The organism is Streptomyces sp. MMS24-W38 (assembly GCF_059889265.1).
Genome location: NZ_JCBCPP010000001.1, coordinates 4,627,161 through 4,652,202 on the forward strand (window position 1 = coordinate 4,627,161; position 25,042 = coordinate 4,652,202).

The following is a 25,042-nucleotide window of genomic DNA, read 5'->3' on the forward strand; positions in this document are numbered from 1 at the left end:
TCATTCCGGTCGCCTGTTGAAATCTCGAACAGGCTGAGACAGACAGGGAGGGGGCCGGTCGTGGGACGCCTCGTACCAGCCGTGACCCGGGCTCTCGACATCCTCGAGCTCTTCCTCGACGGGGACGGGACGCTCTCCGCCCCCGACATCGTGCGCAGGCTCCAACTGCCGCGCACCACCGTGCACGAACTGGTGACCACGCTCGCCGCGCGGAAGTACATCGTCCCGGTGACCGGCCGGCCCGGCCGCTACCGGCTCGGCGTACGGCCGTACCAGCTCGGCGCCCGCTACGCCGAGCACCTCGACCTCGCCGCCGAGGGCCAGCAGGTGGCCCGGTCCGTCGCCGAGACCTGCGACGAGACGGTGCACGTGGCGATCCTGGAGGACACCGACGTCATCTACATCGCCAAGGTGGAATCCACCCACGCGGTGCGGATGGTGTCGGCGGCCGGCCGCCGACTGCCCGCCCACTGCACCTCCGTGGGCAAGATGCTGCTGGCCTCCCTCCCTGAGCGGGAACTCGCCGCGCGCCTGCCCGCCGACGCCGAGCTGGCCGCGATGACCCCCAACAGCATCACCGACCCGGCCACCCTGCGCGAGGCCCTCGCACAGATCCGCGCCCGGGGCGTCGCCGTGGAGAGCCGCGAGTCCAACCCGGACGTCAGCTGCGTGGCCGCACCGGTCCGCGACCGCACCGGGCAGGTGGTCGCCGCGCTCTCCATCTCCGTGCCGATGATCCGCTGGAGCGAGGAGCGCCTCACCGAACTGGAGCAGCTCGCGGTCAAGGGCGCCGACGACCTGTCCGAGCGGCTCGGCCACCGGGGGACGCCATGACCGACGGCACCTCCTACGAGGTCGCGGTCCGCGCGGAGTCCGTCCTGGGCGAGGGCCCCACCTGGGACCCGGCGACCGGCCGGCTGCTGTGGATCGACATCCTGAACTCCCGGATCCACACCTACGATCCGGCCACCGGCCGGCGCACCCTGCGCCGGACCGAACAGCACGTGGGCGCCGTCAAGCCCCGCGCGGACGGCGGCCTGGTCCTCAACCTGCGCGACGGGATCGGCCTGCTCGACCCCGACGACACCTTCCGCTGGCTGCGCCGCGAACCCGTCCCCGGCCGCCGCGGCAACGACGCCGCCGTCGCCCCCGACGGCACGCTGTGGGTCGGCACCATGCGCTACGACGAGGCCACCGGCGGCGGCACCCTCTCCCGTGTCACCGGCGACGGCACGGCCGAGGTCGTCCTCGACGACGTGACGGTGAGCAACGGCACCGGCTGGAGCCCCGACGGCCGCCTGATGTACTACATCGACACCCCCACCCGCCGTATCGACGTCCTCGACGTCGACGCCGCCTCCGGCTCGGTCACCGGCCGCCGCCCGCTGGCCGCGATCGAGGACGGCGCGGGCTTCCCCGACGGCCTCACCGTGGACGCCGAGGGCTGTGTGTGGGTGGCGCTGTGGGACGGCGCCGCGGTCCGCCGCTACACCCCGTCCGGCGCCCTGGACCGGGTGGTGGAGCTCCCGGTCCCCCGCGTCACGGCCTGTGCCTTCGGCGGCCCCGGCCTGAGCGACCTGTACGTCACCACGGCCCGCGTGGGCCTGGCCTCCCCGCCCCCGCTCTCCGGCTCCCTCCTGGTGATCCCGGACGCGGGCAAGGGGCTCGCCCCCACCGCGTTCGCGGGCTGACGACGCACCCCGACCGCGAGTGCGTCCTGCGGGTGCCGTCGCGTCGGCCGTGCCGTCGTGCCCGTCGGTCCGTCACCGGGCGGAAGCGGGTCACCCGGACGCGCCACGCCGGCCGCCGGCCGCCGTCCTCAGTTCTTCCGCGGTCAGCGGCGGCGAGGTCAGGGGCCTCCTGCCCGGGCCGCGCAGAGCTCCCACCACGATGTCCGGGTGCACCCATGACGTGGGGGAGCCGGACAACGTGATGACGTCGAGGAAGGCCCGGGTGATCTGTGCCCGGCCCGTCGCGGCGTGGACCAGCCGGTTGACGTAGCGGTTCATGAGCGCGGTCCCGGACCGCGACTGCCGGCCCACCGCACCGGGATAGAGGATGTCCTGGGAAGTGGCCAGTTCCCAGGCGAGGTTCGCGGGACGGGCGATGGCGCGCTGGACGTCGCGTGCGAGTCCGCGGGTACGGAGCCCGCTTCGGCCCACCGCGGCGCCGAGCTCGACGAGACCCTGCGCGGCCACCGTCATCCCCTGGCCGTAGAGCGGGTTGTACGTGGCCACCGAGTCGCCGACCACGATGAATCCGTCCGGCCATGCGGGCGCCTGCTCGAAATAGCGGCGCCGGTTGACCGTGCTGCGGGAGACGGTGACCTCTTCCGTGAGCGGCGTGGTCAACGAGATCAGCTCGCCCACGACGGGGTGCCGGACCGAGTGGGCGAAGGACTCGAACCGGTCGGGCTCGCGGGACGGCTCACCTCCCCTCGTGCCCGAGAGGGTCACCAGCCAGCGCCCCCGCTCGACGGGGACGATCGTCGCCGTCCGGCCCGGCACCGGCTCACCGGGGTCGGACTGGACGTTGACGATGGGGAAGTCGTCGCTGCCCGCGGGCGCCCGGTAGAAGCGACTGGCGTACACCAGCCCGGAATCGACTTCGGCTTCCCTGATGCCGCCTATGCCCAGGGTCCGCAGCCACTCCGTGGCGCGTGACCCGCGGCCGCTGGCGTCCACGACGAGATCGGCGTCGACGGTCAGGTCCTGCCCTTCCGGCGTCCGTACGCGCGTGCCGGTCACGCGGGTGGCCGTGCCCTCCAGGGCCCGCATTTCGTGCCCCTGCAGCAGTTTCACCGTCGGCATCCTCAGGACCTGCTCGCGCACCACCCAGTCCAGCAGGTCGCGGGTGCACGCGATCATGTACTGCATCTCGGGCCAGCGTCTGAGCCAACCCTGAGCGGTCATCGACACCAGGCCGGTCGGCAGCGGGATGCGCCGGGCCCCGGCTGCCAGCCAGCGGTCCGTGATGCCGGGCATGATCCGCTCGAACGCCCGGGCGCCGCCGGACCACAGCACGTGCACGTGGCGTGCCTGGGGAAGCGACTTGCGTGGCTCGGGCCCCGCGGGCAGGACGTCGCGCTCGATGATGGTGACCTCGTCCGCGGCGTCGGCCAGGGCAGCGGCCGCGAGCATGCCGGCCATTCCGCCGCCGATGACCACGGCACGGCGGGGTGCGACACTGCGGGCGGTCTGGACAGGGGGTGTCATTGCGAACTGCTCTCTGGAGGGGCTGCGAGGTGACGCACAGCGGCGACTACGGGGGACTCCACGGCACGTGACAAGTGCACGAGCCGCTCACGTTCTGAGCTGAGGACCGATGTCAGCGCGAGAGCTCCGGCAGCACTGGTGCCTTCGGGCCCCCGCAGTGGACTTCTGGATCGCGCGTCCACTGCGGCGACCACCATGGCGGCCGCGCCCACGACATCCGCGTCTTCCTTCGGCAGGTGGCTTTCGATCGCTCTGTCGTAGGCGCGTTGCCGGACGAGGTCGTCGAAGTACGGCTGGAGATCGAGCAGTTCGTCGTGGATGGCGGTCTCCCGCACGGCCAGGCGCATGTCGGGATCGGACCACCACGGGATGCGCGGAAGCACGCGCCGTTTCCCCGGCGTACGCAGGAGCCTCCACAGCGCACCCAGGCGCGCGTAGTTGATCCAGCACCGGACAAGGCCACTGATCTGTGGGCCCAGCAGCGGCAACAGGAACCCGAAGGTCACGATCAGACCGCCCGCCGCGACGATCGGCGGTGCCACCGTCGTGCTGAGGGCGTCCCAGTCACGGCCGCCCCACCGGCCGACGACCGCGGAGAGTTTGGCGATGCCGAAAACCAGGTTGAGTACGAACCCGATGACGAGGACGACCAGGCCCACGCGCAGCCACCGCTGCACCTGCCGCGCCCAGCTCAGGCACAGCGCCGTCGTGACGGCGGCGGAGGTGATGTGGGCGACGAGGTAGGTGACGATCATCTCGCGGATGAAGGGCGTGGTCGCGTAGTAGGTGTCCAGGTCGCGGAGCCGCTCGACGGGAGCGTCCCCCAGCGCGAAGAGCACGGGCAGGGCGATGATGACCGCCGTGTAGCCGACGATCCACTTCCGTGAGTGCCGCCGGATCGTCTCCGGCGGCCCGCCGCGCCAGTTGACGATCAGAACCAGGCAGGCACAGCTGAAGGCGCACATGACGGAGTAGACCAGCGGGCCCGAGAAGTTCGGGATGCCCGTGAGGTCGTTGACCGTGCTGATGGTGGGCGGGGCGGCGAAGAAGAAGCAGATGCCCGCGGTGAAGATCAGGAAGTGGACGGAACGTACCAGCGGATCGCGCCATCCCCGCCGCAGGGCGGGGAGTTTGACGACGAAAGCGACACCGAGGGCGATGGCGGGGAGGTAGTAGTCGGAGTTCCGCACGCATCAGCCCCGGCGGTGTCCGAGCGATGCCTGGATGCGCCGCGCCAGCTCGCTGCGTGGTGCCGCCGTGTCCGCGCCCTCCAGCCAACCGCGCAGGCGACCCGCGAGGGCCAGGCCGAACAACTCGGCGTCGGATTCCTCGTTCCGGTCGAAGTCGGTCCGTGCCGCCACCTGGAGGGCGGCTGTCAGGTCGGCCTCATCTGCCAGCAGGCGCGCGGCGACCGCGGGGCCGGGCTCGTGCCGACCGGCGTGACCGGCGACCATGTGCCAGGCCTCGTGCCCGAAGATGACCACCTGGTGCCAGGGACTGGTGTTCTCCTGCACGCAGATCAAGTCCCGGTCCGTCATGTCCAGGTACAGTCCGCTGGCCGTGCCCGGTGGGAACGTCACCAAGCGGTACTCCACCGGTCTGCCGCGACGCCTCGTGAGCCGAGCGCACAGGGTGTCGAACAACTCCACGGGGGTCGACGGCCTGGCCAGATCCTCGAGAGCCTCCACCAGATCGTTGCGGAGCTTGCGCATGGCGCCCTTGGTGCTCACTTCTCTCCCCGGGTGGCTGGTGACGTCGGACTGGTCGGCAGCGGGACGATGCGCGCTGCGACGCAGCCGGCGGCGTACTTCACCCTCTCGCCGCCGCCGGCACCGGTGCTCCACACGCGTCAACCCCTGTGCCGCGTGAATCGCTGAATTGTACGAGCCCCCCTCACCTTAGGGGCGTACGGACCTCTTTGGCCGGGTGATGCATGAAGCTGCTGTCCTTCCGGGCTCGAGTTCTCGTCCGAACCATTGACGTGTCCCCGCTCGACCCATACGGTCCGTTCGAATTCACGGGGACCATCCGATATGTCGAACAATCTGCATGAGGTACGACCCGCACGGGCGCGACTCCTCCGACCATGACATCCCGACAGATAGGGCAGGGCATGGGACGACCTGGCGTCAACTTGACCCGGTCCTGAAGGACCGGGCTCGGAGGTAGCGCCCAACTGGCTGCCGGGTTGGCTCCTCCGTCCAGACACCCCTACGGGGTGGCAGGGACGCGTGACTCACGCCCCGCATTCCACACGGTCTCGCCACGGGTGGCGATGTTGGGGGAAGCATTCCGGTCGGCGTGGGCAACGACCCCGCACCCCCGGCAGATGAAAAGCCCCCAGTCGACACGGTTGCGCTTGTCGACGTGGCCGCACTCGGCGCACGTCTGCGACGTGTACGCGGGATCAACGAAGACCAGGGGCACGCCGGCCCGCTTGGCCTTGTAGACGATGAAGTCTCCGAGCTGGGCAAAGGCCCAGCAGTGGAGTGCGACCCGTTGGGGCTTGCGAAGCCGTACCCTCTGCCGGATTCCCTTGAGTTCTTCCAGGGAGATCCCGGCAAAGGTGCGTTCAGCCTCGGTCACGATCGTCTTGGCGATGATGTGGTTGGTGTTCTTGAGGTGCCGCGCCTCGCGGCGCGAGCGCTCTTTCAACCGGCGCCTGGCGGACTTGGTGCGCTTCTTCTGGAGCTTGGCCCGCAGGGCAAGCTGACGCTTGCGGTAGTGGTTGAGACCGCGCCCGGCGGCCCGGTAGCCGGCGGACGTGGTGGCGATGTTGACGATCCCCAGATCCACGCCGATGAAGCCGTCCGGCTCGTACGTCTCGGCCTCGGGGACCTCGCAGGTGGCGATCAGGTAGAAGACCCCGTCACGCTCGATCAGATCCGCCTCGCCCTTGCGGTACTCGCGGAGCGTCTTGAGCGCGTCGGCGGAGCAGTCGAAGCGGACGTTCTTAAAGCGCCCGGCAGTTGTCCAGATGGACACGGTCTGTGCATCGTACTGCCAGCTCAAACACCGGTCGTCATATGGCTGCGCGGCCTCGGGACGGAACGTGATCGGCTTCGACCCGGCCTTGATCCGGCGCTTCGACTTCGGCTTGCCGAGGTTTCCGGCGCGGATGTTGGCGTGCAGCGTCGTGTACGCATCGCGCACTTTCTTGATCACGTGTTGTGCCGCCTGCGCCCCGAGCCCTTCGGTCTTGAGGCGCGGGTACGTGTGCTTGCGCAGCTCGTACTCACGCGGCACACCATGGGCGAACGCCACCTCGGAGACCCAGCACGCCAGGTCGTTGACCGTGCGCAGGGTCGCCGACAGCGCGGCGGCCTGGTCGGCCTCCGGCATCAGTTTCACCTGCACGACGAGTTTCACTGGCGTGACCCTGCCATTGGTCCATGTCACCACGCTGGGAGCCAAACCCCGATATCCGCAGGGGTCGAACGGTCGTCCACACCCTCCATGCCCACTTGGTCTTCACCCCCAAGTACCGGCGCGGCCCGTTCACCGACGAGATCCTCACGCGCTGCGAAGAGATCATGCGGGCCGTGTGCGCCGACTTCGAAACCGAGCTGGTGGAGTTCAACGGCGAGCGCGACCATGTCCACCTGCTCGTGCACTACCCGCCCAAGGTCGCCATCTCCCGGCTGGTCGGCTCCCTCAAGGGTGTCTCGGCCCGCAGGCTCCGCCAGGAGTTCCCCGGCCACATCCGCACGTACCTATGGGGCGACCACTTCTGGTCCCCGTCCTACTTCGCCGCGTCCTGCGGCGGCGCACCGCTGACGAGCATCAAGGAGTACATCGAGAACCAGAAGCGTCCCGGCTGAGGCCAACAGCGCGGACCCGTGCACCCGTGCGAGTCACCCCTGTCTTGAGAAGCGCTTCCTCCCGGGCGTGAACGCCCGGGAGGAAGCGCTAGATCATGCTGAATCGCAGGCACTTACCGGCTGCGGCGGGCGGCCTGACGGTCGCGGGCAGCTTCGGCTTCGCGGCCCTCGGCACCGGTGCGTACGCCGACCCCGACGCCCGCAACACCCTCGACGAACCCGAGCGGGTCACCCCGCACCCGGCCGAGGGCACGGCCCTGGCGGACGGGCGGCTCACCGCCGTACTGGAGCCGCTGTCCTGGAACGTGATCCGACTGGCCTGAGCCAGGCGGCGTGACGAAGGGAGCCGCCGGGGCGGTGGAGTCACCGTCCCGGGGACTCCACCGCTTCCACCGGCACCCCGCCGCGCGCCGCGCCCAGCAGCGTCAGCCGCACCTCGCCCGGACCGGCGGGTGTGGTCCCGTCGGACAGCACCGCCAGGGCCAGTGTGTTGGAGCCACGTGTGCGGAGAATCCCGTTCGGCAGCACAAAGGTGTGCTGCGGGCCCACATCGTTGACGTACTGGCCCATGTTCCAGCCGTTCAGGAAGATCTGGACGCGGTAGGCGCGCTCCGACTCGTCCTCGAGGACGAGACCGATCGACCCGTCCACGTCCGGATCGACGTCCAGCCGGAAGTCCGTCCGGTACCAGGCCACCCCCTGCCGCCGGTCCTCGCGCGGAAGGTCCACGGTCTTCCAGTCCCGGTCGTCGAGGCCCGGCAGATGCCAGCCCTCGCGCTCCCCGTACAGCCCGCCGTTGTTCAGCGCCCCCCGCACCCGGTCCGGCGCCCCCGCGCCCTGGATGCGCCAATCGATCTTCCGGGAGGCGCCCTCGAAACCGACGGAGGTCAGCCCGCGCACGGTCTCGAACGCGCCGCCCGCCTTCCCGCCTCCGTCCCCGGGCCCGTCCTTTTCCTCCCCGGCATGCTGCATCGGCCGTACGAGCACGGACAGCACCCGCCCGCCCCGCTCGCGCAGCCGCTCGGGCACGGCGAAGGTGGCCGTGGCGGTCCAGGTGCCCCGGCCCACCGTGCCCTGGTCCGGCACCGGCATGCGGTGCGTGCCCAGCGGCTGCCCGTCCAGCCAGGCCATCAGCAGCCCCTGCGTCCCCGTGCGGTACGACAGGGACACCGACCTGACGCCGCGCGCGTCCTCGAAGCGTCCCCGGTACCAGACGTCGCCGTAGTGGAAGCCGTAGTCGTCCGCGAACAGCACGGGCTGTCCCTCGGGGACGGGAGCGCCGCCGCGGGAGGCGGTGCGGTCGGCCACCGTCCACCGCGCGTCGTCGAAGTCCGGCTCGGCCTCCGGGTTCTCCGTCCGCCGCCGCCAGCCGTCGAGCGCGGGCAGGGACGGCGCGGGCGTGCCCGGCATCAGCCCCTCCATCACCAGGCTCCCGGCCCGGCTGACCGTGGTGCGCACCGGCTGCCCGTTCCAGGTCACGGCGGTGACCCCGCGCGGCGCCCACACCTCCAGGCCGGTCTCGCCGGCGACGTCGCCGGTGAGGTGGACGGTGGCGCCCCGCAGCGTGGCCGAGCGCAGCAGCGCCGGACCGTAGACCAGCAGCGAGCCGGACGGGGTCTCGTAGGGCCACAGCCGCAGCGCGGTCGCGTCGTCGGCGAACAGCAGCAGCATGGGCGTCTTCGAGTCGCCGTTCTCGACCAGCACCCGGCTCAGCCCGCCCACCCCCAGCGGCGTCACCACGTTCAGCCGGCCCCGCGCGTAGGACCAGGCGGGCTCGTTGTCCAGCCGGTTGGTGAGCGGCTGGACGTCGCAGTCGAGGGAGACCTGCGCCGTCTCACCGGCCCGGCCCACGAACGCGGCGATGTCCTGCCGCCCGACGGCCAGCCGGAACATCGGCTGCGCGGTGGAGAACGCCAGCTTCCGCCGCCCCAGCTCCAGCCCGGCGACGAGCAGTTTGGCGTCCCGCGCCCCGACCGCCACGGGCACCTCGATCCCGGTGCCCGGCAGCGCGGAGGTGACCTGCTCGGCGGAGTCGTTGCGCAGGACGTACACCTGGGCGCCGGTGTCGGGGTTGGCCAGGTGGTGGACCTTCAGCCGGTTGTCCTTCGCCCGCACCTCGTCGGCCGGCTCCAGCCGGGCGAGGTCCGGCACGGTCCGCAGCAGGTGCCCGAGCTGATGCAGCGGGGCCAGCTTGGGGGTGGGACGGCGGGCCTGGTCGATCGGGGCCCCGTAGTCGTACGAGGTGTACACGTCCGGCGAGGACAGCCATCCCCAGGACGTCCCGCCGACCGCCACGCGCACGGTGTGCGCGGTGATCCCGTTGGCGAGGCCGGTGAGAAGGCTGCTCCGCTCGTGCGCCGGGTCCCACTTCTCGCGCACTCCGACGTACCCCCTGCCGCCGGAGGAGACCCCGCCCCAGGGGTCGGACGCGCCGACGGCCACCCCGGCGGCGAACCCGGGCGCCCGCGGCCCGTCCGTGCGGCCGTCGTCGTCGTGGAACAGCGGTACGTCGATCCCGTCGGCGCGCACCTTCCTGTGGAGGTGGGACATGTGGGCACCGTCGTCCGCTCTGCCGTACCGGTCCTCGAACTGGTACAGCAGCACCGTGCCACCGCCGCCGGTGAACAGATGCCGGACGGCGATGGCGTCGACCGCTCCCAGCCATTCGTCCACGTGCCGCAGATACGCCGGGTCCGCGGTCCGGGCGGCCACCCCCTCGGCGGCCGTCAGCCAGCCGGGGAGGCCGCCGGCGTCCAGATCGGCGGACCCGAGGTACGGCCCCGGGCGCAGGACGACGTACAGCCGTTCCTCGGCGGCCATGGTGAGGAACAGATCCAGGTCCCGCACACCGGTGAAGTCGTGCCTGCCGGGCGCGGGTGAGTGGAGGTTCCAGGGGACGGGGACAGTGACCGCGTTGTGCCCGTGGGCGCGCAGCTTCTGCAGCACGTCCCGCCACAGCGGCGGGCTCGGCAGCCGGAAGGGGTGCATCTCGCCCGACCACAGCACCAGCCGTCGGCCGTCGACCAGCAGCGAGTACCGGTCGAAGTCGACCTCGTGCCGCTTGCCGTCCGCGCGCGGCGGAGCGGGCGGCGGGCCCGTCGGCACGGCCTGCGCCGGGTGCGTGCCGGTCGCCGCCTTGCTGCCGGCCAGCGCGAGGCCGAGCGCCGCCGTTCCGGCCAGCGCGGTGAAGGTACGCCTGCTGAGCTCCAAGGGAGCCGCCTCCTGGTGTGCTGCTTGTGCTCCTGGTGGGACATTGTCTACGGATCGGCCCGCCGGTGTTCACGCGAGGTTCCCGGTACGTCCGTTTCGCCTGGTACGGGTGAGGCAAGTGGGGCTCGGGCGGGCCGTTCCCTTGCAAGACCTCAACGGAGAACTCCGGGCGGGCAGTCGGCAGTGAAGCAGGAAACCCCACGGCGCGAGCCGTAGGGACCCCCTCCTTCCTTCGGGGAGGAAGTCAGGACGACGGACTCCACCGACGGGGACATCAGCACACCTACCCCATGGCCTGGAAGGAGTGTCCGGCCTCCTGACCCCGCCCCACCCGGACGGCCCGACCCGAGCCGCGGGCGGGCCGTCCGGCTCACGCTCGCCCTGCTGGTCCGGATGCCCGGGCACGCCCCGACCGGCCAGGCCCGCATGGACACCCGGGAAGGCCGGCTCGCCATCTCGTTGATCCAGGAGGGCGTGCTCCGGCTCCTCCGGTAACGGGCGTGCGCAATGGGTCTCCCGAGATGCTGGGCTGCTGTTGCGGTACTAGGCTCGATGGCGGAATGCCGCACGCACGGCACGCACGGCTGGCCGGTTCCGGGTAAAGCGGACCAAGGCCACGGCGATCGCCCGCGAAGGGCGACCTGGAGGCGTCGGCGGCCGAGCCCGTGCTTTAGATGACATGCGGTGACATCAGAAGACCCTGCCGTAATTTCGATTTGCGGCTGCGGCCGTCCGCTCCCGCGCTTCTTTCCAGGGCCGCGGGAGACGATGGAGCGAAAGGTATTCTCATGCGAGCACAACGCGCGAGGCGTCTGGCTGCGGTGTCCGCCGCCGGACTGGTGATAGCCGGTGGCGTCGCGATGGGCACAGCAAGTACTGCTTCGGCGTCCACCGCGTCCTACAGCTACAGCCACAGCCAGTACGACAACGGCCGTGGCGGCGATCACAACGGTGACTTCGGTCGTGGCGACTTCGGTCGTGGCGACTTCGGTCGTGGTGACTTCGGTCGTGGTGACTTCGGTCGTGGCGACTTCGGTCGCGGCGATCACTACGGTGACTTCGGTCGTGGCGACTTCGGCCGTGGTGACTTCGGTCGTGGCGACTTTGGACGCGGCGATCACTACGGTGACTTCGGTCGTGGCGACTTCGGCCGTGGTGACTTCGGTCGTGGCGACTTTGGACACGGCGATCACTACGGCGACTTCGGTCGCGGCGACTACCGCTAGGGGGACACGAACCGATACGACACCAGCAACGGCTCGATGTGCGGCCCCTCGAAGTGGGCCGCACATCGAGTTCTTTCAGCAGGCCGGGTCGTGCACCGGCCTACCGCGGACGTGAATGGCGCTGGGGAAGTCCGCATCGCGAACCGGCCTGACCCCCACCGCAAGGAGAATCCGTATGCGCCGCAGTGGACCCGGCTGGACAACGCCTGCCGGCAGTGGCGGCTGAACCCGGCCTGACCGACGGGGCCCGCTCAGCCCACCTGGCCCATGCCCGCCGCCTCCGGCCAGTTCTGCGCCTGCGCTCCGGACCAGCCGGCCGCGGGGGCCTGTGAGAGGCCGTCGGTGCCTCTGACCTGGGCCGCCGTGAGGCCGCCGCGGGCGGGGACGCCGGGCGGGGTGGGTCCGGTGGGCATCGGCCGCTGGGCCGGTACCGGAGCCGGGGCAGGTGCCTGCGGGAACGGGAAGGACGCCGCGGCGGGTAGGGGAGCCGGGGCCGGTATCTGAGCCGGTGCTGCCAGGGGGTGCGGCATCTGCTGCGGGACGGGCTGCTGCGGCACAGCGGGCTGCTGCACGGGTTGCGGCATCTGCTGCGGCACCGGTGGGGGCATCTGCTGCACTCCCGGTGAGGCTGCCGCCGGCATCGGCATCCCACCGTCCGCGCCCACCGCAGCGGGAGACGGGGCGGCGGGGAGGCCCGGGGCGTGCGCACCGGCGCCGGCGCCGATGGCCTGAGCGGCGAGGCCCTGGGTGCCGGCGCCGTTGGTCTCGCTGACCAGGCGGTCCACTGCCGCCGTGCCCGAGCTGTAGCCGGTCCCGGTGGCCTGCTCGGGCATGGCGGCTCCCCTCCTGGAGGTCCCGTAGAGCACCTGTTCCAGGCCGGACACCAGGCGACGTACGTCCACCTGGGGACGTACCACGAGACGCAGGAAGCGGCTGGACGAGCCGATCTTGTTGCCGCACTCGCGGACCAGGAGCCGGTGCTCGGTGAGCATGCGGTCCCGGACCACGGTGCCTTCGGCGCCCACGGGGAGGCGCACGAAGAGGAAGTTGCCCTGGGACGGGTAGACCGTCAGACCGGGCAGTGAGGAGAGCTGGCCGGACATGTCCATCCGGTCGCGGCGCACCTGGTGGAGGCTCTGCTGGTACTCGGCTCCGTGCTCCTTCAGCATGAACACCACGTGCTCGGCGAAGGAGTTGAGGTTCCACTTCGGCAGCATCGAGCGGATGCGGCCCGCGAGCGAGGGGTTGGCGACGAGGTAGCCGAAGCGGATGCCGTGCAGGCCGAAGTTCTTGCCGAGGCTGCGCAGGACGATGACGTTGGGGCGCAGCATCGCCTCCTGCACCACCGACGGTTCCACCTCGGCGTCGGCGAACTCCAGGAACGACTCGTCGATCACCACCAGGTCCAGGTCGGCCATCGCGTCCATGAACTGCACGATCGCGTGCTTGTGCAGGAAGCCGCCGTCGGGGTTGTTGGGGTTGCAGATCACCGCGACCTTCGTGCCCCGGGCCCGGATGAACTCAGCGTACTGGGCGAGGTCGAGGGCGAAGCCGCCGGACTCCTGGAGCGGGAACATGTCGACCCGCTTGCCGGTCTCCATGGGCTGGTCGGTCCAGCGGCCGAAGGTGGGGACGGGGACGGCGAGGGACTCGCGGACCAGCAGGTGGTCGATCCAGGTGATGAGTTCGGTGGATCCGTTGCCCATGGCCACGCACTGCGGCGGGAGTTGGAGCAGGCTGCACAGCTCGGCCGTGATGGTTTCGGCGCTGCTCGGGTAGTACGTGATGATGTCGCGGAGCCGGACCGCCATGTCCTCGAACATGGCGGGAGTGGGGAAGTACGGGTTGCACGGGATGCAGAAGTCCACCGGCCCGGCCCCGTCGCTCTCGCGCGCCAGCGCAGCCATCGACGGGCTGTGCGCCGCGTTGCTGCGGAACAGCGAGGTGACGTCGGCCATGGAACCTCCGGGGACGGCGGGCCCGCCGGGGACGTCGTGGGCCCGTCATGCGTGGGTGGCCCGCGCGGGGGAGCACGGGCCACCCGTACATACGGAAGGGGGCGTGGCGCTGTTCAACCGGTGTGAAAAAACTGTGACGGAGTGAACCCGGGGCGCGTGAGATGCGTTGCGCCCCGCGCCGGACGCTGAACGAGCCGACCTGCGAGCCCGCCTACGAACCGACCTTGCGCTTGTTCCACACGTCGAAGCCGACCGCCGCCAGGAGCACCAGGCCCTTGATGACCTGCTGCCAGTCGGTGCCGATGCCGACGAGGTTCATACCGTTGTTCAGCACGCCCAGGACCAGACCGCCGATGATCGCGCCGAGCACGGTGCCGACACCGCCGCTCATCGACGCGCCGCCGATGAACGCGGCCGCGATCGCCTCGAGTTCGAAGTTGAGGCCGGCCTTGGGGGAGGCCGCGTTGAAGCGGGCGGCGAAGACCAGACCCGCCAGGGCCGCGAGCATGCCCATGTTCAGGAAGACCAGGAAGGTGACCTTCTTGTCCCGCACGCCGGACAGCTTGGCCGCCGGCAGGTTGCCGCCGATGGCGTAGATGTGGCGGCCGATGACGGCGTTGCGCATCACGTAGCCGAAGCCGACGAGGAGTGCGCCGAGGATCAGCAGCACGATCGGGGCGCCCTTGTAGCTGGCGAGCAGCAGCGTGACGGTGAGGATGGCGGCGGTGAGCGCCACCAGTTTCAGCAGGAACAGCTTGGCGGGCAGGACGTCGAGGGCGAACTCCTGCTGGCGGCGCCGGTCACGGACCTCCTGGAGCACCACGAGCGCGATCAGACCGAGGCCGAGCAGCAGGGTGAGGTTGTGGTAGTTCGTCTCCGGACCGACCTCGGGCAGGAAGCCGTTGGCGGCCTTCTGCAGCCCGCGCGGAAACGGGCCGAGGGTCTGGCCCTCCAGGAAGATCTCGGTCAGACCGCGGAAGGTGAGCATGCCCGCCAGGGTCACGATGAACGACGGTATGCCGCCGTACGCGATGAACCACCCCTGCACGGCGCCCGCGACGGCGCCCACGGCCAGGCACAGCACCACCGCCATCGGCCAGGGTATGTCGTTGCGGACCATGAACACCGCGGCCATCGACCCGACGAACGCCGTCAACGATCCGACCGACAGGTCGATGTGGCCCGAGATGATGACCAGCATCATGCCGATCGCGAGGATCAGGATGTAGCTGTTCTGCAGCACCAGGTTGGACACGTTGCGCGGCAGGATCAGGTCGCCGTCGGTCCACACCGCGAACAGCGCCACGATCAGGCCCAGGGCGAACAGCATGCCGTACTGGCGCATGTTGCGGCGCATGCCGTCCAGCATCAGCCGGAGCAGGCCGTCACCGGTGCCCGCCCCGTTCCTGCCCGGCGGCGCGGCGGCCGGGGTCTTGTCGGTGACATCCGTGCTCATCGGGTTACCTCTTCGTCCTTCTTGTGCTGCTTGTCCTTCGTCATCCGACGCATCAGAGATTCCTGGGAGGCCTCGGCCCGCGAGAACTCCCCGGTCAGCCGCCCCGCGGCCATCGTGTAGATGCGGTCGCACATGCCGAGCAGTTCGGGCAGTTCGGAGGAGATGAAGACGACCGCCTTGCCCTGTGCGGCCAGTCGGTCGATGACCGTGTAGATCTCGTACTTGGCGCCGACGTCGATGCCGCGGGTCGGTTCGTCCAGGATCAGCACCTCGGGACCCGCGAAGATCCACTTGCTGAGGACGACCTTCTGCTGGTTGCCGCCGGACAGCTTGCCCACCGGCTCGAAGACGGTCGGCGCCTTGATGTTCATGGACGTGCGGAAACCCTCGGCGACCTGGCGTTCCTCGTGCTCGTCCACGACGCCCCGCCTGGCGACCTTGCCCAGCGCGCTGAGCGAGATGTTGCGGTTGATGGTGTCGATGAGGTTCAGGCCGTAGTGCTTGCGGTCCTCGGTGACGTACGCGATGCCGTGCCGTACCGCCTCGGGGACGGTCTTCGTACGGATCTCCCGGCCGTCCCGGAGGACCGTGCCGGCCGCGTGCCGGCCGTAGGTGCGGCCGAAGACGCTCATCGCCAGCTCGGTGCGGCCGGCGCCCATCAGGCCGGCGATGCCGACGATCTCGCCGCGACGGACCTCCAGGGACACGTCGTCGACGACCTTGCGCTGCTGGTCGATGGGGTGGTGCACGGTCCAGTTGCGGATCTCGAGCGCCGGGGCCGTGCCCTCCTGAGGGTGGTGCGGGGTCCGTTCGGGGAAGCGGTGCTCCAGGTCGCGGCCGACCATGCCGCTGATGATCCGGTCCTCGGTGGTTTCCGCCGCCTTCACGTCGAGCGTCTCGATGGTCTGCCCGTCCCGCAGGATCGTCACCGAGTCGGCGACCTTGCGGATCTCGTTCAGCTTGTGGGAGATGATGATCGACGTGATGCCCTGTTCCTTCAACTGGAGGATCAGGTCGAGCAGTTTGCCGCTGTCCTCGTCGTTGAGCGCCGCGGTCGGCTCGTCGAGGATGAGCAGCTTCACCTTCTTCGACAGCGCCTTGGCGATCTCCACCAACTGCTGCTTGCCCACGCCGATGTCGGCGACCCGGGTCTCGGGGTGGTCCTCGAGCCCGACCCGGCGCAGCAGTTCGGTGGCGTGCCGCAGCGTCTCGTGCCAGTCGATGCGTCCGCGCCTGGCGTGCTCGTTGCCGAGGAAGATGTTCTCCGCCAGGGAGAGGTACGGCACCAGGGCCAGTTCCTGGTGGATGATGACGATGCCGTGCTGTTCGCTGGCCCTGATGTCCTTGAACCGGCAGACCTCCTCCTCGAAGAGGATCTCCCCTTCGTAGCTGCCGTGCGGGTGGACGCCGGAGAGGACCTTCATCAGGGTCGACTTGCCGGCGCCGTTCTCGCCGCAGATGGCGTGGACCTCGCCCCGCCGGACGGTCAGGGTGACGTCCGACAGAGCCTTGACGCCGGGAAAGGTCTTGACGATCGAGCGCATTTCCAGGACGGGTCCCGCCATGGTCGTGCCTTCCAGTCAGTGGTGGATCGGTCGGTGGCGACGCTTACTTGAGGTCGCTCTCCTTGATGTAGCCGGAGTCGACGACGACCTCCCGGTAGTTCTCCTTGTCCACGGCGACCGGCTCCAGCAGGTAGGCCGGCACGACCTTCGCCCCGTTGTCGTAGGTCTTGGTGTCGTTGACCTCGGGCTCCTTGTCGTTGAGCAGCGCGTCGACCATGTTCGTGGCGACCTCGGCCAGCTCGCGGGTGTCCTTGTAGACGGTCATCGACTGCTGGTCGGCGATGATCGACTTCACCGAGGCGACCTCGGCGTCCTGGCCGGTGACGATCGGCAGCGGCTTGCTCTTGGAGCCGTAGTCGTCCGACTTCAGGGCGGACAGGATGCCGATGGAGATGCCGTCGTACGGGGAGAGGACCGCGTCGACCCGCCCGCTCTTGTAGGACGAGGTCAGGATGTCGTCCATGCGCTTCTGGGCGGTGCCGCCGTCCCAGCGCAGGGTGGTGACCTGGTTGAGTTCGGTCTGGCCGGACCGGACGACGAGCTGCTTCTTGTCGATGTACGGCTTCAGGACGTTCATCGCGCCCTGGAAGAAGTAGCGGGTGTTGTTGTCGTCGTTGGAGCCGGCGAACAGCTCGATGTTGAACGGCCCCTTCTCGCTGCCGTCCTTCAGGCCGAGCTTGTCCAGGATGTAGCTGCCCTGGAGTTCGCCCACCTTCTCGTTGTCGAACGAGGCGTAGTAGTCGACGTTCTCGGTGCCGAGGATCAGGCGGTCGTAGGAGATCACCGGGATGTCGGCGTCCTTGGCCTGCTGCAGCACGTTGTTCATCGACTTGTTGTCGATGGCTGCGACGATCAGTGCCTGCACGCCCTGCGTGATCAGGTTCTCGATCTGCGCGACCTGCTGGTCCGGGTCGTCCTCGCCGTAGACCAGCTTGGTCCTGTAGCCCTTGGACTTCAGGTCCTTCTCGACGTTGTTCCCGTCGGCGATCCAGCGCTCGGAGGACTTGGTCGGCATCGCGATGCCGATGGTCGCCCCCTCGGAACCTCCCCTGTCCTCCTCGCTGCCGCCCTCGCTGTTCTGGCCGCAGGCGGACAGGGTGAGGGCGAGCGAGGCGGCGGTGGCCACGGCGGCGAGGGCGGCTCTGCGGTTACGCATGATCATCATCCTTGAGGTGTGTGCCGGGGCGGTGACGCGCGGGCCGGTACAGAGGTGCGACGTCGCTTCCGGGGCGGGTGTCTGACGAGAACCGAGAAAGGGGTGTGTGGGATTGTGCGCGACTGTGTCTGCTTCTGTGAAGTCGAGTTTCCGGAACGTTATGACGGGGCGTCGAACCGGCGCAGATCGCCCGGAAGCCGCGAACCGAGGGGTGCCATGTCGCCGTCCGCGCCGTGACGGGCGAGTAGATCCAGGGCGAGCCGGCCGCGCCGCACCCGTTCCTTCGCGGTGGCCAGGGTGAGCTCCCGCATGTGGTGCCCGTACGGATAGATCCCGGGCGCCTTGGCCAGGCCGAACTTCAGGTACAGCGGCGCGCCGCGCCGGATCAGCTCCGCGACCTCGTACATCCGCACGTAGCCACCGAGGTCGTCGGGGGCCTCGATGTACATGTCCATCGGAGTGGCCGAAACCCGTCGTATCTCGGTGAGGTGATCGAGCGTCAGATCGCTCGGCACGTTGATCGAGTCGGCGCCGAGCCGCTCGTACACCGCGTACGAGGCCGGGTTCACCGGTCCGACGAGTGCCGAGACCTTCAGTGTGGTGTCGGCCGGGACGATGCCGGCCGACCGCGCCCGGTGCAGCGTCCACAGCACGCCCTCGTCGGCGACGAGCAGGCACTTCACGCCCGACTCCGTTGCCCGCACGGCGTCTTCGACGCACCCGGCGACCGCGTCGTGGCCCCGGGCGCGCAGTCCGGCGCCGTGCGAGTCGGTGCGGGTGGAGCCGCCGATGTCCCAGGTGCCGCGCGGGCCGGTGAACAGGCAGAGCTCGATGCCCCGTTCGGCCGTGGCGTCGACCATCTCGGTGAGTTCGGCGTCGGTCAGCATCCACACGCCGCTGCCCTGGCTGATCCGGTGGATCGGCACGTCCAGCCGGGAGGCCTCCTTCAGGACCACCGCCAGCGCCTCGGGCCCCTCACAGGAAGGGACCTCGGTGCGCCAGCGGCCCCCGCCGGGGAAGGAGTGCGGCGAGGCGTCGGCGGGGTCGGGGGCGGGAGCGCCGAGGCCGAGCGCGGCGAGCGCCTGCTCACCGGGCCTGCGGGGCGCCTTGGCGGAAGCGTCGGTCACAAGATGTCCTTTTGTTCGATGGGTCGGACGAGGTTCGCGGCCCGGGGCGGGGGCGGGCGTCTGCGGCTACGGGGGAGGGGTGGACGAGGAGGGAAAAGAAGCGGAGGAGTGAAGGAGGGGGAGGAGCGGAGCAGCGGAGGGGCAGGCCGGGTGCGAGGCCCTCGGAGCGCCCCTCACCCGGCCCCCCCGGGGCTGTCGGGCCTACGGACGCAGCAGGACCTTGCCCACCCCGGCATCGCCCGACCCCACCAGCTCGATGGCCTGGGAGAAGTCGGCCAGTGGCAGTTCGTGCGTGACCAGCGGCAGCGGATCGAGCAGCCCCGCGGCGAACACCCGCACCGTGTGCGCCCAGGCGTCCGGCGCCGCCCCGAAGACGGTGTGCACCTCCAACTGCCGTACCACCAGATCCGTCGGGTCCAGACCGTCCGCACCCGGCGCCGGGATGCCCGTCAGGACGAGCCGGCCACCGCGCCGGAGCAGCGCGGCCGCCGTGCGTGCCGCGTCGGCGGACCCGGCGGTCTCGATCACGACGTCGAAGTCGTCCGGGAGTTCCCGGTCCTTCGTACGGAAGTCGGTGGCGCCGTACCGCCGGGACAGCGCCTCGCGGTCGCCCCGGCTGCCGACGACGAGCAGTTCGGCCGGGGAGTTCGCGCGCAGGAACTGCACCGCGAACATGCCGAGGGTGCCCGTACCGACCACGGCGACCCGCTCACCGGGCACGGCGTTCGCCTTGAGCGCGGCGGCGGCGATACAGGCCGCCGGTTCCAGCAGTGCCGCCGCGGTGAGGTCGGCGTCGTCCGGCAGGACGTGCAGCAGGCGGGCCGGGAGGGTCAGCGTGGCGGCCATCGCCCCCGGTCGGGTGAACCCGGTCTCCTCATACCCCGCCGAGCACAATGTCGTCTCGCCGGCGTGACAGCGGTCGCACACCTGGCAGTTGCGGAAGCCCTCACCGACGACCTTGCGACCGGTGAGCGAGACCTGCACTCCCGCACCCACCCTCAGCACGGTCCCGGACCACTCGTGGCCCGGGGTGAGCGGGTAACGCACGTACCCCTCGGGACGGTTGCCCTGGTACACCTCGCGGTCGCTGCCGCAGATGCCGGTCGCGTGCACGCCGACCAGCGCCTCGCCGGGGCCGGGGTCGCGCGGCTCGTGTGCGACGAGACGGTGCGCGCCGGGACCTTCGACGACGACGGCGAGCGAGCCGGCGGCCGCGGCGGACCCGCCCACGCGCGCGGTCACTTCGTGCCCTTGGGCCTGCGCTGCTCCCAGCCCTCGGCCCACAGGTCGAACCGGGCCTGCTGCTGCGGGAATTCGGCCGCCGCGTCGACGTCCAGCTCCACCCCGAGCCCGGGGGCGTCGGAGAGGTGGAAGCAGCCGTCCTCCGGGTTCACCTGCGGGGCGCCCTTGACGACCTTCTTGATCTCCGCGTCCGCGAAGTCGTTGAAGTGCTCCAGGATCTTGAAGTTCGGTGAGGTGAAACCGACCTGGAGGGAGGCGGCGGTGAGGACGGGACCGCCGACGTTGTGCGGCGCGACCAGCATGTAGTGCGTCTCGGCGGTCGCCGCGAGTTTGCGCGTCTCCCAGATGCCGCCGAGGTGGCCGACGTCCGGCTGCAGGATGTCGACGGCCTGGCTCTCGAACAGCTCGCGGAACTCGATGCGGTCGTGGATGCGTTCACCCGTGGCGAGCGGGATGTCCACCTTGGCGGCGACCTTCTCCAGCGCCTTGAGGTTCTCCGGCGGGACCGGCTCCTCCAGCCAGGCCGGGTCGAACGGCGCGAGTTCCCTGGCGAGGCGGACGGCGGTGGCGGGGGAGAAGCGGCCGTGCATCTCCAGCATCAGCTCGGTCTCGGGTCCGACGGCGTCGCGGACCGCCTCGATGAGGGAGACCGCGTACAGGCTCTGCCGGTGGTCGAGTTCGAAGTGGCCGGTGCCGAACGGGTCGATCTTCAGGGCCCGGTAACCGCGCTCCACCACCGCCCGCGCGGCCTTGTGGTACGCCTCCGGGGTGCGCTCCGTGGTGTACCAGCCGTTGGCGTACGCCTTGACCCTGTCGGTCACCTTCCCGCCGAGCAGCTGCCACACGGGCACGCCGAGGGCCTTGCCCTTGATGTCCCAGCAGGCCATCTCGACGACGGCGATGCCGGACATCACGATCTCGCCGGCGCGGCCGAAGTCGCCGTACTTCATGCGGCGGACCAGGTCCTCCACGGCGAAGGGGTCGCTGCCGAGGACGTGGTTGGCCTCCGCCTCCTTCAAGTAGCCCAGCAGGGCGTCGGTGTGCCCCAGCATCCGGGTCTCGCCGACCCCCGTGAGCCCCTCGTCGGTGTGCACCTGGACGTACGTCAGGTTGCGCCACGGCGTCCCGACCACGTGTGTGCTGATTCCGGTGATACGCACGGTGGTTGCCCCTCGCTGCGTTGTGGACCCTGTTCTCGTCAGTGTCGTCGGTTTCGTTGATGGACGTTCGATATTTCGACACACGTTCGAAATGCTGGCGTGACAGTAAGGACGGGGCGGCGGGGGTGTCAATGGGTCGCGCGCACAACGGTTTCGGCAGTTTCGAAACCATTGGGCAAGAGTCCCTACCAAACCTTCACACCTTGCTCTATCGACCGGACGCGAGCGGAACCTAGTCTTCCCGCGTCATGGACTACTGCCACCCGTGCCGACGGCACCTCAACGGCGCCCTCGCCTGCCCGGGGTGCGGCACCCCTGTCGAGACCCTCCGCGCCCGCCCGGAGGCCTCCGCCACCCCGCAGGCGGCGTACGAGGAGGACGTACCGGAGTCGGAACCGGAGTCGGCGCCGCACGCGGAGCCGGAACCCGTCGAAGACGCGCGGCGGCCGGCCGCCGACGCCGACGACCCCGCGAGTCCGGAGGCGGACGACGAGGGGCCCATGGCGGGGGCGAGCCGCCGGGACCGCAAGGCCGCGGCGCACCGCAGGCGACGGCGCAGGTCGCTGCTGATCGCGGCGGGATTCCTCCTGGCCGCAGGCGCGTTGAGCCTCGCGGAGCTGGGGATGGACGCACCGGGAGCGAAGCCCGAGCCGGCGGCGGCCGGGGACGAGACGCCGGCCGGCGGATCGGCGAAGGCCGAGTCTGCGCCACCGCCCAGCGGCGCCCCGGGCGCGGGCGCGTCCGTGAACTCCCCGTCCCTCAGCGCCTCCGGCTCACCGTCGGCCTCGGGGTCGCCGACGGACGGGGAGTCGGCGGAGGCAGAGGAAGAAGAGGAGACGGAGGCGGGGGCGGAGGGGGAGCCCGAGGAGGCCGCCCGGCCGCCGGCGCCCGAGGGCACGTCGCCGGCCGACCCGACCACGGCGCCGCCGCAGCAGTCCCCGCCGCAGCCGGACGTCCCGGAGCCCGCCCCGACCACCACGGAGCCCGAACCGGAACCAGAGCCCGAACCCGAACCCGAACCCTCAAAGAGGTGCGACCGCTTCCTGTGGTGGTGCACCTGACGGCCCCCGGTCCGGACCCGGACCGGGGGCCGGTGGAGCTGTCGACCAGGCCCCAGGGCCTGCCCGGCGGATCATGCCGCAGACGCGGGGGTCGGTCCGCCCTCCCTCAGGCTCTTCGAACAGGGGCCCCAGCGGCATTGTCGTCGGTTGCCGACTCCCCGAGCTCTCGACGAGCTCGAGCAGGAGGACCCCCGTCGCGTCGACGCCCTTCTCCGCCTTGCAGCTGCACGCTCCCTCGCTCTCGACTTCTCCCCCACTCTCGACTTCGCTCGAGCGGGAGGGACCCCATGAGCGGGAGGGACCCCCATGAGCGGGGGCACCCCCATCGCCCCCGCTCACCCGCGCCGATGAGGCGTTGCCGATTTCCTGCGGCCTGATCCGCCGGACAGGCCCTGGGCCCCGTGTGTGCCGGTGTCCCGGTCAGGCGTCCAGCATCGTCCGCAGCGTGTCCCGCAGGGCCAGGCGTTCCTGTTCCGTGAGGGCGGCCAGGGGCTCGCGGGCGAAGCGCAGTGACTCCCGCATGCTGCGGGCCACCCTGCGCCCCTCCGCCGTCGCCGCCGCCAGCTTCACACGGCGGTCGGCCGGGTCCGGGCGGCGCTCCGCCAGCCCGCGAGACTCCAGACGGTCGACGATGCCGGTGACGTTCGACGGCTCGCACTTCAGGCGGTGGGCGAGCTTCCGCATCGGCAGGGGCTCCAGGGAGAGCAGGCTCAGCAGCCGGGCCTGCGCGCCGGTGAGCGCGTGGCCGGCCGCCGCCTCCTCGTACTCCTCGTGGTAGCGGGCCACGACCGAGCCGATGAGTTCGACGACCTCCAGGGTCAGGGCGTCGGGGCGGCTGGGGGAACTGGATGCGGCGGCCATGCCACCAGAGTACCCGCATGCTTGACATCCTGAAATATTCAACGGCATGGTTGTTTCAGGTCCTGAAATACCTCGAGGAAGGCCCACCCCATGTCCGCCACCCCCGCACTCCCCGCCACCGGCCGCGAGTGGCAGCTGCTCAGCCGGCCCGTCGGATGGCCGAAGCCCGAGGACTTCGCCCTGGTCGAGGCCGAGGTTCCGGCACCCGGTGCGGGCCGGGTGCTGGTGCGGAACAAGTACCTCTCCGTCGATCCGTACATGAGGGGAAGGATGTCGGCCGCCAAGTCCTACGTGGCGCCGTACGAGCTGGGCAAGGTCATGCAGGGCGGTGCCGTCGGCGAGGTCGTCGCCTCGGAGACCGAGGGGATCGCCGTCGGCGACCACGTCCTGCACTTCTTCGGCTGGCGCGAGTACGCCGTCGTGGCCGCGGAGAACGCCGTCAAGGTGGACCCCGACGCCGCGCCGCTGTCGGCGTACCTGGGCGTGCTGGGGATGACCGGGCTCACCGCCTACGCGGGCCTGCTGCGCACCGCCGCCTTCAAGGAGGGCGACCGCGTCTTCGTGTCCGGTGCCGCGGGCGCCGTCGGCAGCCAGGTCGGGCAGATCGCGAAGCTCAAGGGCGCCTCCCGGGTCGTCGGCTCCGCCGGATCCGACGAGAAGGTCAAGCTCCTCGTCGAGGAGTACGGCTTCGACGCCGCCTTCAACTACAAGAACGGCCCCGTGGGCGAGCAGCTGCGCGCCGCCGCCCCGGACGGGATCGACGTCTACTTCGACAACGTGGGCGGCGACCACCTGGAGGCGGCGATCGGGTCGCTCAACCGGGGTGGCCGGATCGCGATCTGCGGAGCGATCTCCGTCTACAACAACACCGAGCCCGCACCCGGCCCGAAGAACCTCTCCCGCCTCATCCAGACCCGCGGCCGCATCGAGGGCTTCCTGGTCAACGATCACCACGACCTCCAGCCCCAGTTCGTCCAGGAGGTCGGGGCCTGGGTGCGCTCCGGCGAGCTCAAGTACCGGGAGACCGTCGTCGAGGGCATCGAGAACAACCTCGAGGCGTTCCTCGGGGTGCTGCGCGGCGACAACACCGGGAAGATGATCGTCGAGCTCTGACGGCGACCGGCCCACGACGCGCCGCCGAGGGGCCCCTATAGTGCCCTCATGCGCGATCTTGGGGTGGGATTCCGGTATCTCCTGAAGGGCCAGCGCTGGGTGGCCCGGCACGGCAAGCAGTACGGCTTCGGTCTGGTGCCGGGACTGATCACACTGGTGCTGTACGCGGCGGCGCTGGTAGCGCTGGCCCTGTGGGGAGCCGATCTCGTCGGCTGGGCGACACCGTTCGCCGACGACTGGTCCAGCCCCTGGCTCGGCCTGTTCCGCGGGTTCCTCACCGTCGTCCTGTTCGCGCTCGGACTGCTGCTGTCCGTCATCACCTTCACCGCGGTGACGCTCCTCGTCGGCCAGCCCTTCTACGAGAGCCTCTCCGAGAAGGTCGACCGGGACGTCTCGCCCGACGGCACCGCCCCCGAGTCCGGGCTGACGCTGGGGCGGGAGCTGTGGATATCCGGCCGGGACAGCCTCCGTATCGTCGTACGCGCCCTCGTCTGGGCGGTGCTGCTCTTCGCCCTCGGGTTCATCCCCTTCCTCGGGCAGACCGTCGTACCGGTGATCGGCTTCATGGTCACCGGGTTCTTCCTCACCGAGGAGCTGGCGGCGGTGGCCCTCCAGCGACGCGAGGTCGAACTGCGGGAGCGGCTCGCCCTGCTGAGGGCCCGCAAGACCCTGGTCTGGGGCTTCGGAACGCCGCTCGGGCTGGCCTTCCTCGTCCCGTTCGTCGCGGTGTTCCTGATGCCGGGTGCGGTCGCCGGTGCCACCCTCATGGCACGGGACCTGCTCGGCGAGGAGACCACCGAAGACGGCGCCGACGAGTCCGTGGCGCCGGCGCACTGAGACCGACGCCCACCGAGGCCGTCGACGAACCGCA

20 protein-coding genes and 1 pseudogene are annotated in these 25,042 nt (G+C 70.4%); 8 read left to right on the plus strand and 13 right to left on the minus strand.

All coding sequences use genetic code 11. The annotated features are described in order from the left end of the window. The first annotated feature begins 60 nt into the window (after nt 1-60). Nucleotides 61-834 carry an IclR family transcriptional regulator gene (locus AC6F7H_RS19985; protein ID WP_500758293.1) on the plus strand — a complete coding sequence of 258 codons (774 nt, stop codon included), beginning with the start codon at nt 61-63 and terminating at the stop codon, nt 832-834. Continuing rightward, nucleotides 831-1,691, plus strand: coding sequence for an SMP-30/gluconolactonase/LRE family protein (locus AC6F7H_RS19990; protein ID WP_500758294.1), 861 nt, complete (start codon nt 831-833; stop codon nt 1,689-1,691). Before AC6F7H_RS19985 ends, AC6F7H_RS19990 begins: the two co-directional genes overlap by 4 nt. Nucleotides 1,692-1,781: 90 nt before the next feature. On the opposite strand, the gene AC6F7H_RS19995 is transcribed toward AC6F7H_RS19990, so the two are convergent. From AC6F7H_RS19995 to AC6F7H_RS20010, 4 genes are all read right to left on the minus strand, one after another. After that, on the minus strand, nt 1,782-3,215 hold the full coding sequence (locus AC6F7H_RS19995; RefSeq protein WP_500758295.1) for an FAD-dependent monooxygenase: 1,434 nt from the start codon (nt 3,213-3,215) through the stop codon (nt 1,782-1,784). Further along, the gene (locus AC6F7H_RS20000) at nt 3,212-4,405 is read right to left on the minus strand and encodes an MAB_1171c family putative transporter (protein ID WP_500758297.1); all 1,194 of its coding nucleotides are present in this window, start codon (nt 4,403-4,405) and stop codon (nt 3,212-3,214) included. Before AC6F7H_RS20000 ends, AC6F7H_RS19995 begins: the two co-directional genes overlap by 4 nt. Before the next feature lie 3 nt (nt 4,406-4,408). Next, the gene (locus tag AC6F7H_RS20005; RefSeq protein ID WP_500761953.1) at nt 4,409-4,927 is read right to left on the minus strand and encodes a toxin-antitoxin system, toxin component; all 519 of its coding nucleotides are present in this window, start codon (nt 4,925-4,927) and stop codon (nt 4,409-4,411) included. A 499-nt stretch (nt 4,928-5,426) separates the two neighbouring features. After that, a complete protein-coding gene (locus AC6F7H_RS20010) occupies nt 5,427-6,557 on the minus strand; it encodes an RNA-guided endonuclease InsQ/TnpB family protein (protein ID WP_500761955.1) in 1,131 nt (376 codons plus the stop codon). 50 nt (nt 6,558-6,607) lie between these two features. Here AC6F7H_RS20010 and tnpA point away from each other — a divergent pair, with 50 nt between their 5' ends. Together tnpA and AC6F7H_RS20020 are read left to right on the plus strand one after the other, a co-directional pair. Next, nucleotides 6,608-7,036, plus strand: coding sequence for an IS200/IS605 family transposase (tnpA, locus tag AC6F7H_RS20015; protein WP_500758298.1), 429 nt, complete (start codon nt 6,608-6,610; stop codon nt 7,034-7,036). Between the two features lie 113 nt (nt 7,037-7,149). Then, nucleotides 7,150-7,359, plus strand: a pseudogene (locus AC6F7H_RS20020) (arabinosylfuranosidase ArfA); the annotation flags it as partial. Between the two features lie 40 nt (nt 7,360-7,399). Here the strand turns inward: AC6F7H_RS20020 and AC6F7H_RS20025 are convergent. After that, the gene (locus tag AC6F7H_RS20025; RefSeq protein WP_500758299.1) at nt 7,400-10,246 is read right to left on the minus strand and encodes a glycoside hydrolase family 35 protein; all 2,847 of its coding nucleotides are present in this window, start codon (nt 10,244-10,246) and stop codon (nt 7,400-7,402) included. Between the two features lie 788 nt (nt 10,247-11,034). On the opposite strand from AC6F7H_RS20025, the gene AC6F7H_RS20030 reads away from it, so the two are divergent. Further along, nucleotides 11,035-11,472: a hypothetical protein gene (locus AC6F7H_RS20030; RefSeq protein WP_500758300.1), complete on the plus strand. Its 438-nt coding sequence runs from the start codon at nt 11,035-11,037 to the stop codon at nt 11,470-11,472. A gap of 251 nt (nt 11,473-11,723) precedes the next feature. On the opposite strand, the gene AC6F7H_RS20035 is transcribed toward AC6F7H_RS20030, so the two are convergent. From AC6F7H_RS20035 to AC6F7H_RS20065, 7 genes are all read right to left on the minus strand, one after another. After that, entirely contained in the window at nt 11,724-13,430 is a 1,707-nt protein-coding gene (locus AC6F7H_RS20035; protein WP_500758301.1) for a pyridoxal phosphate-dependent aminotransferase, read from the minus strand. Between the two features lie 211 nt (nt 13,431-13,641). Continuing rightward, nucleotides 13,642-14,886: a multiple monosaccharide ABC transporter permease gene (mmsB, locus tag AC6F7H_RS20040; RefSeq protein ID WP_500758302.1), complete on the minus strand. Its 1,245-nt coding sequence runs from the start codon at nt 14,884-14,886 to the stop codon at nt 13,642-13,644. Further along, nucleotides 14,883-16,451: a multiple monosaccharide ABC transporter ATP-binding protein gene (mmsA, locus tag AC6F7H_RS20045; RefSeq protein WP_500758303.1), complete on the minus strand. Its 1,569-nt coding sequence runs from the start codon at nt 16,449-16,451 to the stop codon at nt 14,883-14,885. Before mmsA ends, mmsB begins: the two co-directional genes overlap by 4 nt. A gap of 43 nt (nt 16,452-16,494) precedes the next feature. After that, nucleotides 16,495-17,607 carry a multiple monosaccharide ABC transporter substrate-binding protein gene (gene chvE, locus AC6F7H_RS20050; RefSeq protein ID WP_500758304.1) on the minus strand — a complete coding sequence of 371 codons (1,113 nt, stop codon included), beginning with the start codon at nt 17,605-17,607 and terminating at the stop codon, nt 16,495-16,497. Nucleotides 17,608-17,765: 158 nt separating this feature from the next. Then, complete coding sequence (locus AC6F7H_RS20055; protein ID WP_500758305.1) at nt 17,766-18,734, minus strand: hypothetical protein; 969 nt, start codon at nt 18,732-18,734, stop codon at nt 17,766-17,768. Between the two features lie 201 nt (nt 18,735-18,935). After that, the gene (locus tag AC6F7H_RS20060; protein WP_500758306.1) at nt 18,936-19,976 is read right to left on the minus strand and encodes a zinc-dependent alcohol dehydrogenase; all 1,041 of its coding nucleotides are present in this window, start codon (nt 19,974-19,976) and stop codon (nt 18,936-18,938) included. Continuing rightward, nucleotides 19,973-21,136, minus strand: coding sequence for a mandelate racemase/muconate lactonizing enzyme family protein (locus tag AC6F7H_RS20065; protein WP_500758307.1), 1,164 nt, complete (start codon nt 21,134-21,136; stop codon nt 19,973-19,975). Before AC6F7H_RS20065 ends, AC6F7H_RS20060 begins: the two co-directional genes overlap by 4 nt. Before the next feature lie 248 nt (nt 21,137-21,384). On the opposite strand from AC6F7H_RS20065, the gene AC6F7H_RS20070 reads away from it, so the two are divergent. Continuing rightward, nucleotides 21,385-22,197 carry an SCO2400 family protein gene (locus AC6F7H_RS20070; protein WP_500758308.1) on the plus strand — a complete coding sequence of 271 codons (813 nt, stop codon included), beginning with the start codon at nt 21,385-21,387 and terminating at the stop codon, nt 22,195-22,197. Nucleotides 22,198-22,617: 420 nt separating this feature from the next. On the opposite strand, the gene AC6F7H_RS20075 is transcribed toward AC6F7H_RS20070, so the two are convergent. Continuing rightward, complete coding sequence (locus AC6F7H_RS20075) at nt 22,618-23,058, minus strand: MarR family winged helix-turn-helix transcriptional regulator (RefSeq protein ID WP_500758309.1); 441 nt, start codon at nt 23,056-23,058, stop codon at nt 22,618-22,620. A gap of 90 nt (nt 23,059-23,148) precedes the next feature. On the opposite strand from AC6F7H_RS20075, the gene AC6F7H_RS20080 reads away from it, so the two are divergent. Beyond that, nucleotides 23,149-24,171, plus strand: coding sequence for an NADP-dependent oxidoreductase (locus AC6F7H_RS20080; protein ID WP_500758310.1), 1,023 nt, complete (start codon nt 23,149-23,151; stop codon nt 24,169-24,171). A gap of 48 nt (nt 24,172-24,219) precedes the next feature. Then, entirely contained in the window at nt 24,220-25,008 is a 789-nt protein-coding gene (locus tag AC6F7H_RS20085) for an EI24 domain-containing protein (RefSeq protein WP_500758311.1), read from the plus strand. Nucleotides 25,009-25,042 lie beyond the last annotated feature (34 nt).